The following is a 16,116-nucleotide window of genomic DNA, read 5'->3' on the forward strand; positions in this document are numbered from 1 at the left end:
ACTATTCTCCTTTTCCTTCTTTTTTGTTGTCATTGTAGCTGTCTACTCTTCTCCTCACAGAATCACAGATCCTGTCGATCATCGACAAAAACAGATCAATTTCCTCCCGGCTGAAATCCTCAAAGATCAGCTCTGTAAACTGTTCCCGCATTTTTCTTCCGTCTTTGACGATAGGATCCGCCTCCCCGGTAAGTTTCAATCGTTGAATCCGTCGGTCTTTCGCATCACTTTCCCGGATGATATATCCCCGGTTCACCAGTTTATCAATGGTCATCGATGCTATGCTGTTTTTGATAAAACGGCAGCGGCAGATATCCTTCGCTGTATTCCGCTCCGGATTATCTCCAAGAAACGTCAGGATCTGCAAACCGATCACGGTAATTCCGTATTTCCGGCAGACCTGCTCACTGGCTTTCTCAAAATAACGTTGAAAATCCTCTGCTTCACATAAATAATCCTTCATTTGATTCCTCCAAAAACAAATATACTTCAAAATTGAACTATTCAATTTTGAAGTATATTCCTCTTATCATTCTGCGTCAATATACAACACAGATATATTCTATTAAATATTTATAAATATTTGATCCCGATCTCGGTTCCGTTCCCAGATGGGTCCAGACTCACCTCAGCCATTCCGCCACTGATCACAGGCATAGATGGCGGCAGATGGCCAAGATCCACATCCATGACTACCGGCACATGGTACTCTCCCAGCACTCCATATACCGCTTCATACTGATCCAGTCCCAAAAACTCTTCTCCAAAGCATAATGGTCTGCCGATCAGGAAGCCCTTCACATGCCGGAACCATCCTGCTTCCTTTAACTGCCAGAGAGCTCTTCGGATCCCCATCGGATTTAAGTCACAGGACTCCATAAACCAGATGATGCCATCCTCCTGATACCGCTCATTAAATGCGGCAACACGGTCAAATCTTGTTCCCACCAATGTATCCAGGCAGTCAAGACAACCGCCGATCAGACGTCCCCGGAACGACATTTTTTCCCCATCTATACGCCTGCCGGTTTCATCGTAGATCACCAGCTTCTTTTCTTCTGTCACATTGTACGGCTCCAGCGGATGCTCCTCATCCTTTAGGGACTCCCTCTCCCAGAGGGGATACCCATGCACTTCCGTTATCCTGCCGGAAAGCAGCCCCCACGCATCCTTCAGCGCCGGATGCCATTCTCTCATTCCAAATGCCGGAGCACATGGCCCGTAAATTGCAGCGGTATCACACAATGTCGGCAGCAGGAAGGTCAGATTGGTATTATCCGAAAATCCCATATACCATTTTGCTTTTGCTCTGGCGATCCGCTCAAAATCAATGTGGGAAACCACCTCACACATCAATTCTCCGCCGCCACAGGATAGAATAATGTCACAGTTTTCCTCCGCAAAGAAATGATTCACCTCTGCCCCGCATTTCTCCGGAGTATTGCTGATACCGATTCCACTCCCCTCGTAACAGTTTGGTCCCAGCACAGTATGGTATCCCATCTGCTGCCATGTCTTTAATGCATTATCAAAGGCACTCCGGTAAGGCTCGATATTGCAGCCAAAGGACGGAGCAATACAGCCGATGGTGCCACCTGCAGGTAAACTATCCGGATATCTCATATGTTATCTCCTTTTGTATATTACTCAAGCTTCGTACATTGTACCACATTTCATACTGGTTTTTCAAAATGAAATAACGTATAATGACAAATGAGATTTGTCATTTTATGTATGGAGGATAATTATGGAATACGGATTACTTGGAGAAAAACTTGGACACAGCTATTCAAAGGAAATTCATGAACGGCTTGCAGATTACACATACGATCTCTGTCCCGTGAGCCGGGAGGATTTCGATGATTTTATGAAAAAGCACGATTTTAAAGCGATCAATGTGACGATCCCTTATAAGAAGGATGTGATCCCTTATCTGGACAGCCTGGATGACAATGCTGCCTCCATCGGTGCCGTAAATACGATCGTGAACAAGAATGGTCGTCTGGAGGGACATAATACAGACTTTTCCGGTTTTCTTTATATGATCGAAAAACACAACATCCGGATCAAAGGCTGTAAATGCCTTGTCCTTGGTAACGGAGGTGCTGCCAAAGCCATTATCGCCGTATTGAAGCATCTGGATGCCGCCGAGATCAGACTTGTTTCCCGCCGGGATACTCCGGACACCATCACTTACGAGGAATGTATGGCTCACCATACGGATGCGGATGTAATCGTCAACACCACTCCCGTCGGGATGTATCCGAATATGGACGCTTCCCCTCTGGATCTGACACCATTCACAAAATGTCATGCCGTTCTGGATATCATTTATAATCCATTGGAGACAAAACTGACGGCACAGGCAAAATCCCTTGGGATCACAGCCGTTACCGGATTGGAAATGCTGGTAGCTCAAGCCCTGTATGCGGTGGAGTTCTTCCTTGATACAAAACTGGACCCCGCCAGGATTGATGAGATCTACCGAAAAATTGCCGCTGAAAAGAAATAACTCTCCGCTTTCGGTCATAAAACATATTATGGACATTTATGCTTCACTCTATGTTACAAGCATTTCCTATACCCTAAAAAAGGGCAAAACCAGCGTTTTGCCCTCCAAGAATTGCTTCGCAATTCTCGTTGGCTTCCCTCTACGCTACGAGCATTTTCCTATACCCTAAAAAAGACATTCCTTTTGATAATACAAAAATCAAAAGAAATGTCTTTTTTATTGGCTTATTTCATTCAGCTTATTTTTTTGTACATTCTACGATCAGCTCGCCGGCACGCACCGTAGATTTTCCATCAAGATCATCAAAAAATCTCTTTTTGAACTCCTGAAGCTTGTCATTTTCAAAGTCCTGTGTCTCGATACAGGATACCAGATCACTGTATGTCCGGACGATCTTACCCGGTGCCATATCCTCATACTCATAGTAGAAGCCTCTGGAAGAAATGTAACGCTCCAGATCATAGGCATACATTACCATTGGAATATCCAGCAGGGATGCCTCAAACACAACTGAGGAATAATCCGTGATCAGCACATCTGTCACAAACAGAAGATCATTTAACTCAGAGTTTGCTGACAGATCAATAATATAATCCTTATATTTCTTACGGATATGACTGCGGTTGTTGACAAACGGATGATGCTTGACAATGATTGCATATTCTTTTCCCAGGTCCTCATAAAGCTTGTTCACATCCAGACGATCTACCGGATAATAACCGCTCAGTTTACCGTTGCCCCGGAAGGTCGGTGCAAACAGCAGGATCTTTTTCTCCTTAAGCTTCGGATATTTCTCATAAAACTCATTGGTGACCTTCTCTTTATATGCCTGATCAAAGAACACATCTGTTCTTGGGATACCGGTTGCTGCCACCTTGTCCTCCGAAATACCAAAACCTTCTGCATAAAACTTCGCAATATTTTTCGAGCTGACCAATGCGTAATCGTAATTACGATGGTTTGGACTCTTCTGGGTCTGACCTCCCGGCCGTCCCATACGGCTGCAGCCGAAGGTCTTGAAAGCTCCACAGGCATGCCACAGCTGAATCAGATAGGTATCCTTTCTCCTCGGCATCCGGAAGAAAAGCTCACAATAATCATCCACCAGGATCACTTTGGCATTGCCAAAATACCATGCCATCCGGATCAGACTGCTGATCCGCATCTGCTTGACTTCATGACTGTCCAGCACATAACGGCGGTCAAGCTCCGGCACGCTGTCCAGATAATGATTTACAAACTCAAAATTGCCTGTAAGGTCATCACGGCGGTTTGACAAAAATACCACCCGGTTCTTCTTGATCGGGGTAAGTCTTGCAATGGTATTGACCACATCCATCATCCACATCTTTGTTGCAAGAATACCAATGCGGATCCGGCTAAAGGTATCCATCTTTGCCCGGACATGCTTTAACAGATAAATAATACCATTCTCCGGTATCTTTGCATTTTTGTTCTGACAGCCGGTCGCCGCCAGCAGCGCATCAATAAAAAATACCGGAATCAATACCACCGAAAAACAAAACAGCACAAAATGCCACAGCCACATAATCACTGCATTAAAGATCTGTCTGCCCTTATGCGGCTGGAATATCTTTTCCTGTCCCGGCTTGGCATCCAGAATGACACGGCGGGAATCCTCGGAAAATCCCATTTCATACTCAATATATGTCTGTCGCTCCTGCTCCGACTCCTCCACACCAACGGCTGTCTCCCGCACCAGAAGCTCCAGGGCTTTCTCATCCTCCGGATCTACGGTAAACGGTACACTTTCTAATACGGTGTGACCGTAACTTAACTCCAGAGAAAATTCAATATGCTTGTTCTTAGGCTGCTTGTAGAACAGGTAATTGAGCATATAACTATACGAAGCCATCAAATAAAAGCTTCCATCCTTTTCACTTTGGTAAAAACGAACCACAATGGGCAGACGTCTCGTCTGATCGCCATTATTAAAAATAATGGTCATCTTCGGATCACGCACCTTCTCATCCCAAGGGCCAGATGCACTGACTGCAAGCTCCAGCTTTTCCTCACGGAGCAGCAATCGATGTATGGTTACTTTAAAATCCATTCCTTTCACCTCATTATTTATTACACTTTTCAGATTTTACATAAATTTCATAAAACCCAGACTTTTCTATTATCCTCTCTTTCGCTCAAAAAAGCAAGTCTCTTTCCAAAAAAGATGCGCTAATAAAAAAGAAGACTCCCTGCACGAAGTCCTCTTTTTTGATTCTAAAATGGCAAATTGTTATTATTATAGCCCTATGGGCTCATTATGCTTGTTTGATACTTTGGCAAAAACTCTATCTTTGCTTTTGCGTTCCACATCGCAGACTGCTCTCACTACGCCAGCCCCGCAAGATCGCGTCCTGCAGACTTGCAGGAATCTAAAACGTCATCATCCGGAGCGTTGTTGGCAATGATTCCTTCTCCATTCCACACAGAAGCACCATCAGAGGATACTCTGTCCTCCCAGTCGCGCATCCAATCACCGCTTCCCCATCCGTAAGAGCCAAATAAAACAACTGTCTTGCCGGAAATTGCTCCATCAAGCTCCTCCATCAAAGGCTCCATGATTGTTTCCTCAAGCTGCTCTGCTCCCATTGACGGACAACCCAGCGCAATCGCCTTTGCATCCTGTACATCTGCCGCACCGGCTGTCTCAGCCGTGATCAGCTCTGCCTCTGCACCAGCTTCCTTTACTCCGTCTGCGATTGCTGCAGCCATAGCCGCTGTATTCCCTGTTCCACTCCAATAAATGATCTTAACCTTAGCCATCTTTGATTAACCTTCCTTTCTCCAGCCTCCTACTATGATACCCATAATAAAAATAAATATGTCTGGTATGGTTAGCCGTTTGTATCTTGTGTTAGTTACTTCTAACTTCTGATTTATCATAGCACGCCAAAGCCAAAGATGCAACAAGGTTACGTGAGAAAAATTCTTAAAAGCATTTTTATTCCATATTCAAATGCTTATTCATACAGCATACAGCAGAATCTATCTGGTTCCTGTGAGAAGTTTGCGTTACTGACAAATAACTGCCACACCGGCACCGGCAGGGTATGTATAAAATATCCCGCCTTTACAGCAACATGCACAAAGGGCGTGATCCCTTGGAAACACTGGGTTTCCTCGGAACCACGCCCTTTTATTTACGTTATGAAATTTAAACTCTCTTCATATACTCACCGGTACGGGTGTCAATACTGATTCTGTCACCTGTCTCAACAAACAGTGGAACCTGTACTACGGCACCTGTCTCAACAGTAGCCGGCTTGCTGGCACCTGTCGCTGTATCACCCTTGAAACCAGGCTCTGTCTCTGTAATCTCAAGCTCTACGAAGTTTGGTGGCTCAATTGCGAATACTTCTCCGTTATGAGAAAGCATCTGAACCATCTCGTTCTCCTTTACAAACTTCAAAGCATCTCCTACCTGATCTGCGGTCATATCAATCTGATCATATGTCTCTGTATTCATAAAGTGGAACATATCATCACTGTACAGATACTGCATCTCAGAACGATCAATGTGCGCCTGAGGACACTTCTCTGTCGGACGGAATGTACGCTCTACCACACCGCCACTCTTGATATTTTTAAGCTTTGTACGGACAAAGGCTGCACCTTTTCCCGGCTTTACATGCTGGAACTCGATAACCTGGAAGACATTTCCTTCCACTTCGATCGTAAGTCCATTTCTAAAATCACCTGCTGATACCATCTTAAAATCCTCCTTCATGTAGTGGCGGTCAAAAACCGCACAATCCTATAAATATTTTACAGGAAACTCCTGTATTTTTCAAGTGTTTTTCCGCGATGACAGATTTTTTATTATTTGAACCATTCTTTTCGTTTCAATCCTGTCAAAAATCCAATGATCATTTCTGTGTCTCTAAACTGACCGGAGTACTGTTTTCTAAGATCTCTACGATCTTCTCTGCCACCATCCTCGGCGTCATCCCATCTGTGAGCATACAAATGTCGGCTGCCGCCATATACTTCGGCTCCCGCTTTGCCATCAGCTCTGCAATCCCCTCAACACTCATCCTGCCCTTTAGCAGCGGACGGTTCGTGCTGTCCTTCACATGTGCATATATTGTCTCCGGAGATGCCGTCAGCAAAAGGATTTTTCCCTGTCGTTTCATGCTTTCTACATTTTCCGTGCGCATAGCAACACCCCCGCCGCATGCAATGATCGAAGGCTTGTAGCCCTTCAGATCCTCCAGCAGATCGGTCTCCATTTTTCGAAACGCCAGTTCTCCGTCTTCTTCAAATATCTTAGATATCTCTCTTCCCTCTCTGGCGACGATCATCCGATCGGTATCATACTCCCTTACTCCGAGCATTTTGCTGAGTATCCGGGCAATGGTGCTCTTGCCGACTCCCATAAAGCCGATCAAAAATATATGTTCCTCTAACTGGTACACCGTATTCCTCCTGTATTGTCTGTCATTTTCTCCTGATGCCTTCACCAAAGTTTACTGATAATTCTGATGGATCATATCCAGCATTTCCTCCAGCTTGTTGACCGGAAGCTGCCCCGGAGCACTTTCCTGGCCAATGCTGCCAAAGGTCACTGCAGAGCCAAATGCCTCCCCGGAGATCCGGCTGATACTGCCAATCCGGCTCATAGACATGGTGATCAGCGGCTTATCCATCTGCTCTGCCATCTGCAGGGTAAACATCATCAATCTCATAACATCCAAACGGTTCGCCGGCATCACTGCCATCTTCGGAATATCCACACCGCTCTCATCTATAATCTGCAGTCTGTCTTTTAACTCTGCATCCTCCGGCGTCCTGTCGAAGTTATGATAAGACCCCACAACGACTACTCTCTGACGGAGTGATTCAATCCACTGCTTTAAATTTTCAAAGCGTTCCTTCACCTCCGGCGTTCTGTCGCCCGCAAGCTCCTCATAGGTAAAATCCTTAAATATCTCCACATCGATCATATCCACCAGACCACTCTGAGCAATGTGATCCAGCAGCTCCCGGTAGGCAGCCGTCTCTATCTCCTGACTTCCTCCCTCCTCCTTGGTACGGAAGGTCACCAAAAGCGGTCTGCCATATAACGACATTTTCAACCGCTGCAATGTCTCCAGAACCATATCCCAATGTCCCGCTTCTCTATAATAATCAATGCGCCATTCTATAATGTCAACTCTTTTTTGCAGCAAAATATCTGCCGCTGCAATAATAGATTTCCGGTCCGTTTCTGTGATCGATGCACAAATCTTCGGTTTCCCACTTCCAATAGAAACATCTCCAACCTGAACCATATCTTCCTCCTTCAAAATCTATTGATCATTCATCCTTTAATGTATCCTTTGCTGCCGCTACAATGGCTGATACAGCCCCTACGACAACTGCTACTACGATTACGACAAGTAAAATAATTCCACCGATCAATGCTCCCATATTGTCTCTCCTTCTATGCTTCCTTATGTAACGATTGTAATCCTTACATCTTATTATAACCTGATCCTCTGATTTCACTCCACCCTTTCTCTGATAACTTCTCCCAGACAGACATTATCTGACATTAAAAAGCTATTGTATTTATTATAACAGATAGTCTATTTCCGTCAATCACTGAAAACAAAAGATTTAATAAACACAAAAACAGCGGAGAAAAAGCTGTAAATGGCTCTTTCTCCGCCGTAATATGATGTACTATGTATCAAAAGCAATCTGATTAGTTGTTGATCAGCTTATCGCTCTCGTTGTTCCAGCTATACAGCTTACGGATCTCTTTACCAACCTTCTCTGAAGGATGCTCAGCATGAAGCTTTCTCATCGCCTTGAAGTGAACCTGACGACCTGCATCAGACATATCAAGCAGGAACTCTTTTGCGAAGGAACCATCCTGAATATCAGAAAGAACCTTCTTCATAGCCTTCTTGGTATCCTCTGTGACGATCTTAGGACCTGTAATGTAATCACCATACTCAGCAGTATTGGAGATAGAATATCTCATTCCCTCGAAACCTGACTGGTAGATCAGATCTACGATCAGCTTCATCTCGTGGATACACTCGAAATATGCATTTCTTGGGTCGTAACCAGCCTCGCAGAGTGTCTCGAAACCTGCCTGCATTAATGCACAAACACCACCACAAAGTACTGCCTGCTCACCGAAGAGGTCTGTCTCTGTCTCTGTACGGAATGTAGTCTCCAGAACACCGGCTCTTGCTCCACCAATACCAAGTGCATATGCAAGTGCAAGGTCAAGTGCCTTACCGGTAGCATCCTGCTCTACAGCAACAAGACAAGGGGTACCCTTACCAGCCTGATACTCGGAACGTACTGTGTGACCCGGTGCCTTTGGTGCGATCATTGTAACATCTACATCTGCAGGTGGTACGATACATCCAAAGTGAATATTGAAGCCGTGAGCGAACATCAGCATGTTTCCTGCCTCAAGGTTTGGCTCGATGTCTTTCTTGTACATATCAGCCTGCTTCTCATCGTTGATGAGGATCATGATGATATCAGCCATCTTAGCAGCCTCTGCTGTTGTGTATACCTTAAATCCCTGCTTCTCAGCCTTAGCCCAGGACTTAGAACCCTCATACAGACCGACGATAACATCGCATCCTGACTCCTTTAAGTTCAATGCGTGAGCATGTCCCTGGCTGCCGTAGCCAATGATAGCGATCTTCTTTCCGCTCAAAAGATCTAAATTACAGTCGTCCTGATAAAAAATTCTTGCTTCTGCCATTTTACATTTCCTCCTAAATAAATTGTTTTGATAAACTTGTCATACAACTCGTTCAACTTGTATGACATTGATTTTAAAACTATTTTTTCCTCTTGTCAATATGTTCTTAGAAATTTATTGAAATTTTTCTGAAAATAAAAACCTCTTTACCAAAAAATCAGTAAAGAGGTCTGTTATTTACTGCCAGTTTAACTGTTCCGTCAGAAATGCATGATGAAGATGTATGGTCACAGCACTTTTGATGCCTTCGGCATCCCGTTTCTCCAGAAAATTCATAATAAGAATATGATCCTTATAAGCATCCTCCGCGATCACATCCAGATTAAAATCCAGCGCAAAGGTCTTTTCAATGGTCTCCGTGAGCATTGGCATAAAACGACTGATAAACTCGTTGTGAGATGCCTTCAGTATCGCCCCATGGAAGGCACTCTCCGACTCGATCCGTTCCTTTCCGGTGGGATTTTCCTCCAGATGTCTCTGACATTCCTGCCCCAGCTCAAGAATATGCGCAATTTCCTCATCCGTAGCCCTGCGGCACGCCAATGCTGCTGCCTCCGGTTCAAAGATCATTCTCGTTTCATAGAGATCCCGGAGTGTCACCTGCATATCAGAGAAGCTCTTCATGCTGATCCTGCTGTCCGCCAACCGGTCTGCCTGCTCTGCCACAAAGGTTCCCTTTCCCCGCTGCACTACCAGAATCCCCTCGGATACCAGCGTCCGTATTGCTTCCCTCAGTGTCGTCCGGCTGATACCAAGCTTCTCAGACAACTCATTTTCATTGGGGAGCTTTTCCCCGAATGTGTATATTTCCTTCTCTAATATCATCTGCCGCAGTGTGTCAGCCGTCCGCTGCGATAAATTCTCTCCCTGGGTTTTCATTGTTTTCTTTGTCCCTTCCTGTCGAAGTCCCTCTCCTTATATCATGTAAACCCGATATTTTCTATCCGTCATTTTATTCCGAAAATATTCTCTGCACGGATCAAGGTATCACTACATCGCCCCTCTTGTCAAGCCTGCAATACCGGTGCGCACCATTTCTTTAATCTCATAACCGTCCAAAAGACTGATAAACGCATTGATCTTTTCGTGATTTTCTGTCATCTCGATCATAATAGAATCCTTCTCAATATCTACAATATTGGCATGATGAAACGCATTGACCAGACAGATCAGACCGGTTCTCTCCTCCGGCGTTACACCCACCGTGATAAGCACAAGCTCTCTGCAGATGGACTGTCCCACCTTCAGCTCCTTTACCTCGCGGACATCCTCCAGCTTAGCCAACTGCTTCTGGATCTGATCCAGGCTGATATCATCTCCGTTTGCCACAATGGTCATACGGGAAATTGTCGGATCCTCTGTCTCTCCTGCCGTAAAGCTGTCGATATTAAACCCACGGCGGTTAAACAGTCCGGAGACACGGCTCAGCACGCCGGATGTGTTATCCGCCAAAATGGAAAATACTTTCTTTTTCATAATCTCATTCATCCTTTCTGTTACCTGTCAGTTTTCTTATGAATCAATCTGTCCCATAATCAGGACAGCATTTCCTGTCTCTGTTCCCGAAGTTTTTGAAGAAATATTGGCTTTTGCGCCTCAATAAATGTCCTGCGGCTGTAATTGTAATTGATCACATCCAACACATCCTCCTCCGATGCCAGAATACAGTCATTAATATCAATATAAATTTTTTGGAGGCTCAGATCTTCTATCTGAAAGATGTTGTCACACAAAATAATTTCCGGGGTATTTTCCGGTGCTTCTGAAACATCGTACCACCGGATATCATATCCCATGCGTTCTGCGCGGTCCCGGATATCCTGTGCGGTCCCCGGATATTTATCCGTATGCAGAACATATGCCGGAGCGGCGGAAAATAATTTGTCCCATGGCCCATCCGCCGTATCCAGCGTAAAGATCCTGTTTTCTCCTGCTTTGCCGGTAACTCCATGAATCGCATCATCATAGGCAAGCATCACAGTACGGGAACGGTTCTTTTCCCCCTTGTGAAGCCCCTCATAAACAATCTGAAACATACTGTCCAGAAATGTGCATGCCATCGCCTCCCAATCCCCCGGTTCTGTATACCGCATAAAGAAACGGATCCAATTTCTCCAGGCATAATAGGTGGGAAAAGTGTTTTCCAGTTCCTTTTTCGCTCCCATGGCGTGAAGTGCCATGGCATTTCCCACAGAAGCCACCTTCCATCCTGCTCTGTTACACAGATAACACCACTCGGTATCATCCCAGTACAGAAAATTTTCTTCCGGCATAAAGCCGATCTTTTCAATGACGCTCCGGCGGATCATCAGCGCACATGCAGCAACCGCATCCGTATAAACATACTCCGGCATGCTTCCGTCCTCATAGGCATTGAAATACGTCACATCCGTACAGAAGTTTTCAAAGTCAATCTTCTGTCCAAACTGCTGAACATAATCCGGAGCCTCCCGGTGATAAATCTTTGCTGCGGCAATTCCCGTCTCAGGATGCTCCTGCAAAAAGGCAAGCAGGTTACCTACCGCATTTTCATCCAGAAGTGCATCATTGTCAACGCACATCAGATATGGATATCCCTTTTGAAAGGCAGCCCGCAGTCCCGTATTAAAACCTCCGGAGCCACCGAGATTTTCCTGATTGACCAACAGGGTTACCTGCTCTCCATAAGCATTTCTGATTGCTTCTGCCGAACCGTCTGTGGAGGCATTATCGACAACATAAATATCATAATCCTGAAACTTTGATTCCAGAATACTCCGGATACACGCAAGTGCATCGTTCTTTTTATTATAATTACAGATAACAATCCCTATCTGTTTCATAAAATACCATCCTCTTTTGGCGTAATTTTATTGGAAATATGTTTTCCATTATCATAGACACGGTAGTACAATTTATTATTTTCAAATTTGATCTGATCCAATGTACAGTTTGCAGAATACAGATCTGTTGTTTTCCATACCGCCTTTGCCTCATTTGTCTTACAGGAATACAGATAAATGCTATTAAATGCAATAAAATAATATCGGTCTGCATCATACTGTGTCAGATTATCTCCGGCAACATTATATAATACCGTTGCAGCTCCATGATCCAGACTGTCTCTTTCCGTAATGCCGTCCTTTGTCATATACAGCCATTTTCCATCATTATAATAAAAACTACTGTTTACGTTTTTCCAGTAACGGTTATCATACTTCGTGCCTGTCGCATCACCTGTACTGAAATCATAATGTTTTGTCTTCTGCATTTTTGCAGCACTGCACAGGAAATTCTGATGACTCACTCTGCCATACTGATCTGTTTTATCACGGGAATCCATCGGATCATCCCATGTGACATCTACATGATACCATTTTTTACCAATCTTAATTTTATTCCACATATGTACCATTTTGTCGGAAGAAACAAATTTTACCGGAATTCCAACCTTCTGCATCAATATAGCATATGCTCTGGAATACCCCTCACAATTTGCTTTGTGTTTCAAAAACACTCCAACCTCTGTCAGACGGAAGGCATTGTTTGAATCACTGGTATATGCCGTGGTACGCACCAGATAGTCATGAAGTACCATTGCCTTTTCCACCTGGCTCATTGACGGCTCCACGTTCAAAAGAGCCTGATTGATCGCACTGTCTAACCGGGTTCTTGTCTTTTTGATCTTTGCTTTGCGAATGGTTCCATCTGATTTTTTATAAGCATCTGCATATCCCAGTGTGATCTTCACGATCTGATTGGTAGAGGTATTTCTGGAGACAGAAAAGCGTGTACCCGTGTAAAACAGATATGGTGTCTCACTGACCACCTCACCCATCATGCTTTTCAGGTTGTCATACTCCGTGGCATAATTCAGATTATAGGCACTGACATCTACACTGGTCTGATATTTCTTATAGGCATTCACCACCGCCTTTTGGGCGCCATCCCAGTTTCCCGTGGCGGCAGATACACTGGAAATATTCATAAATATTCCCGCAGCCAGTACAGCCGTCAGCATCATTCCCTTTAACCATGTTGATTTCTTATGATCTCTCTGCATAAACTGTTCCTCCCTTTCTAATCATCCGCCGGCATTCCCGCCAGATGATTGATAAACTGCTGTGCCGTTCTGCCTGAGATTCCCCCGTGGCTTAATTCCCATTGATTGGCTTTCAGCTTCAGCTCCTCCTCACTAAGCGTAATCTCCGGATAACGCTTTGCAAGCTCCAGTACGATATCGAAATATTCCTGCTGCGACGGTCTGTAATAACCGATCGTAACACCAAAACGTGCCACCAGAGAAAGCTTTTCCTGCATCGTGTCCGAACGATGAAGCTCATCCTGTGACATATCTGAACGGTCACTCCAGGTTTCCCGGATCAGATGACGCCGGTTGGATGTTGCATAGATCAATATATTGTCCGGCTTTGTCTCCAGGCCTCCCTCGATGACTGCCTTAAGATATTTGTACTCAATCTCAAACTCCTCAAAGGACAGATCATCCATGTATATGATGAAACGGTAATTTCTATTCTTGATCTGTGCGATCACAGAAGACAGATCCTTAAACTGATGCTTGTACACCTCGATCATACGAAGTCCTCTGCTGTAATACTGGTTCAATATCGCCTTCACGCTGGTAGATTTACCGGTACCGGCATCTCCGAAAAGCAATACGTTGTTGGCTTTTCTTCCAGCCACAAATGCCTCTGTATTTTCGATCAGCTTCTGCTTCTGCTGCTCATACCCGATCAGGTCATCTAACATCATATCTCCGGTAGTGGTGATCGGACTTAGCAGACCATACTCCGGATCATTACTGATACGGAATGCTTTGTTCAGGCCAAATTTGCCCACACCATATTTCTTATAGAACTCGGTCACAATCTGATACAGTTCTTCCTCACCGGATGCCTGCTCGATCTGACGGCTGAGCTCCTGCACCTTCTCGCTGACACTCTTGTTGTAGATCTGCTCGCTTTTTACGATCGCCCGGTAATCCAATATCGTAGAAAAGCAGGAAATCCCCAGCTCTTTCTCGATCGGACTGAAATCATAATCAAACAGCTCCTTAAAAATATGAAAATCATTGCGTGCAAATATATTGACTGATCCATCGTTGGCTCCCACCTTTTCGGAAACCATAGAAAACGGATTTTCATTCATTGCAAGCAGGAATGCCAGATAATTATGCCACAGATTTTTGTCAAAACCATAGCGTGTGGAAATATCCAGCAGATTGTTTACCTGCGTATAAATCTCTGTAATCAGGCTTTCTTTGACATATTCTCCGGAATAAAATTTCTTGCAGATCTCTGCGAGAGAATATAATATATTCTGATCCTCTCCAAAATTTCTGTAAATTACAAGATTTGATGTTAAACGATACATTTCAACTACCTATGCCTTTCTTCTGTCTGTCCCCATATCAGCAGATATATTTCCTGTATCCCCTCTACTTTGTAAACTTCATATTGGAAAAATCTACTAAATGCATATTTTTTACACGCTGTGCTTTCTGGCGCAGCTCTGCATCAAAACCCGACTTTGCAAAAATATAATACTGATCCGGATTGACATCACAGTTCACCAGATAACGAAGATTTCTTTCCAGATCCTTTCTGGTAAAAGGCTCGCTGCTCCATTTTGTGTACATCAGCAGGATACGGCCTTCCCTGTCCTCCATAACCATCGGAATCGTTCCCTTTTCTCCATACCAGGCTCCACTGCGTCCATTCAGCAGACCGGAATTTTTATATTCTTTCATCAGTCCCAAATATCGGACACACATGCGTTCAAAATAAACAGTCGTATATGCTTCCAGATCCGGAGCGATGATCTGCTCATAAAACTGCTCCGGTGTCATAACAGCCAATACCGTTTTGTAAGGGAGTATAAAACGCGACCAGAAATGCACTAAGGCATCGGTTATTTCATACATTCCCTTTTTTTCATGATCCTGACATCTGAGCGCAAAGGTTTTACATTTGTCCACCACGCCGAGCTGTTTTAAATTTTTCATATAAACACTGATCTTTGCCCTGCCAAAACCGGTTCTCTCGTGAATATCATTGAGGCGTACCACCCCCTCCTGCATAGATCCAAGGACGGTATTATACAGCGAAAGCTCCCGAAGCTCCGAACGCAGATAACGTTCCGCTTCCCCTCGCAGGATTCCCTCTTCCCGTACAAAAAGCCTGACCACATTCTCCTGTATGGTTTTGCCGGTGTCCCAATATTTCAGATATCCCGGAACCCCTCCCAGCAATGCGTAGATCTGAACAACCTCCACCATGGAAAGTCCTTTGAAATATTTCACCATTTCAAGAAAACGAAACTCCGGCAAAAGGATCCGGTCCGTGATCTTTCCAACCAGACTCCGGGGTTCAAGCTTTGCCTCTGCCTCTCTCCAGTTCCATGTAGAAACAGTCAGCAGGAGCATCAGATTATGTTCCTGATCCATCAGAGTGACCAGATCGCGATAGAAATCCGGATCATTTTTGGCGATCAGATCAAAATCTTCGATCACGATCAGCGTTTTTCCTTCTGTCCGGCGACATATCTCAGAAAAAATGCCAAGATATGTATTACGGCTGACGGTCTGCTGTATCCGGCTGATGGCTGACTGTTCCGACGCAGATCTGCCTTCGTCATAGAGCCGGTCCCAGCAGAGATTCAATAATTGCTTCTGCCTCTCCGGAGCACACTCGGCCGCCTGATAATAATATCCCGCATTTTCCTGTGCAAACTGATGCACCAGCGTGGTTTTTCCTACACCGAAACGTCCCGACAGGATGATCAGCCTGTTTTCTTTTGCTTCATATGCCTCCCTTAGCTGTCGGTATTCTTTTTCCCTTTTTATGATCATACGCATCCTCTTTTCTGTAAG

Annotated in this window: 16 protein-coding genes; 1 reads left to right on the forward strand and 15 read right to left on the reverse strand. The window is 44.6% G+C overall.

Features of this window, described 5'->3' with window-relative positions; genetic code table 11:
- Position 1: 1 nt before the first annotated feature.
- Positions 2–463, reverse strand: coding sequence for a MarR family winged helix-turn-helix transcriptional regulator (locus tag H8704_RS01030; protein ID WP_249296954.1), 462 nt, complete (start codon positions 461–463; stop codon positions 2–4).
- A 110-nt stretch (positions 464–573) separates the two neighbouring features.
- Entirely contained in the window at positions 574–1,623 is a 1,050-nt protein-coding gene (locus tag H8704_RS01035) for a S66 family peptidase (RefSeq protein ID WP_249296955.1), read from the reverse strand.
- Between the two features lie 124 nt (positions 1,624–1,747).
- On the opposite strand from H8704_RS01035, the gene H8704_RS01040 reads away from it, so the two are divergent.
- Complete coding sequence (locus tag H8704_RS01040; protein WP_249296956.1) at positions 1,748–2,512, forward strand: shikimate dehydrogenase family protein; 765 nt, start codon at positions 1,748–1,750, stop codon at positions 2,510–2,512.
- Between the two features lie 238 nt (positions 2,513–2,750).
- On the opposite strand, the gene H8704_RS01045 is transcribed toward H8704_RS01040, so the two are convergent.
- The 13 genes from H8704_RS01045 to H8704_RS01105 all read right to left on the reverse strand — a co-directional run bounded on the left by H8704_RS01045 (position 2,751) and on the right by H8704_RS01105 (position 16,095).
- Complete coding sequence (locus H8704_RS01045) at positions 2,751–4,586, reverse strand: CDP-glycerol glycerophosphotransferase family protein (RefSeq protein WP_249296957.1); 1,836 nt, start codon at positions 4,584–4,586, stop codon at positions 2,751–2,753.
- A gap of 275 nt (positions 4,587–4,861) precedes the next feature.
- Positions 4,862–5,296: a flavodoxin gene (locus H8704_RS01050; protein ID WP_249296958.1), complete on the reverse strand. Its 435-nt coding sequence runs from the start codon at positions 5,294–5,296 to the stop codon at positions 4,862–4,864.
- Positions 5,297–5,687: 391 nt separating this feature from the next.
- Positions 5,688–6,242, reverse strand: coding sequence for an elongation factor P (efp, locus tag H8704_RS01055; RefSeq protein ID WP_118677633.1), 555 nt, complete (start codon positions 6,240–6,242; stop codon positions 5,688–5,690).
- 157 nt (positions 6,243–6,399) lie between these two features.
- Complete coding sequence (locus H8704_RS01060) at positions 6,400–6,948, reverse strand: shikimate kinase (RefSeq protein WP_022465168.1); 549 nt, start codon at positions 6,946–6,948, stop codon at positions 6,400–6,402.
- Between the two features lie 51 nt (positions 6,949–6,999).
- Positions 7,000–7,803, reverse strand: coding sequence for a type I 3-dehydroquinate dehydratase (aroD, locus tag H8704_RS01065; protein WP_118677635.1), 804 nt, complete (start codon positions 7,801–7,803; stop codon positions 7,000–7,002).
- Between the two features lie 25 nt (positions 7,804–7,828).
- Positions 7,829–8,020, reverse strand: coding sequence for a hypothetical protein (locus H8704_RS01070; protein ID WP_249296959.1), 192 nt, complete (start codon positions 8,018–8,020; stop codon positions 7,829–7,831).
- A 199-nt stretch (positions 8,021–8,219) separates the two neighbouring features.
- Entirely contained in the window at positions 8,220–9,245 is a 1,026-nt protein-coding gene (gene ilvC, locus H8704_RS01075; protein WP_249296960.1) for a ketol-acid reductoisomerase, read from the reverse strand.
- A 177-nt stretch (positions 9,246–9,422) separates the two neighbouring features.
- A complete protein-coding gene (locus H8704_RS01080) occupies positions 9,423–10,124 on the reverse strand; it encodes a FadR/GntR family transcriptional regulator (RefSeq protein WP_022465173.1) in 702 nt (233 codons plus the stop codon).
- Positions 10,125–10,235: 111 nt separating this feature from the next.
- Positions 10,236–10,721, reverse strand: a complete 486-nt coding sequence (gene ilvN / locus H8704_RS01085) for an acetolactate synthase small subunit (protein WP_022465174.1) — start codon at positions 10,719–10,721, stop codon at positions 10,236–10,238.
- 59 nt (positions 10,722–10,780) lie between these two features.
- Positions 10,781–12,067 (reverse strand): glycosyltransferase family 2 protein, encoded by a 1,287-nt coding sequence (locus H8704_RS01090; protein WP_249296961.1) that lies wholly within the window; start codon positions 12,065–12,067, stop codon positions 10,781–10,783.
- Positions 12,064–13,287 carry a transglutaminase domain-containing protein gene (locus H8704_RS01095; RefSeq protein WP_249296962.1) on the reverse strand — a complete coding sequence of 408 codons (1,224 nt, stop codon included), beginning with the start codon at positions 13,285–13,287 and terminating at the stop codon, positions 12,064–12,066. Before H8704_RS01095 ends, H8704_RS01090 begins: the two co-directional genes overlap by 4 nt.
- Positions 13,288–13,304: 17 nt before the next feature.
- Positions 13,305–14,618 (reverse strand): ATP-binding protein, encoded by a 1,314-nt coding sequence (locus H8704_RS01100; protein WP_249296963.1) that lies wholly within the window; start codon positions 14,616–14,618, stop codon positions 13,305–13,307.
- A 64-nt stretch (positions 14,619–14,682) separates the two neighbouring features.
- Entirely contained in the window at positions 14,683–16,095 is a 1,413-nt protein-coding gene (locus tag H8704_RS01105; RefSeq protein WP_249296964.1) for an ATP-binding protein, read from the reverse strand.
- Positions 16,096–16,116: the final 21 nt, after the last annotated feature.

This window comes from Jutongia huaianensis, assembly GCF_014384985.1.
Classification (GTDB): domain Bacteria; phylum Bacillota; class Clostridia; order Lachnospirales; family Lachnospiraceae; genus Jutongia; species Jutongia huaianensis.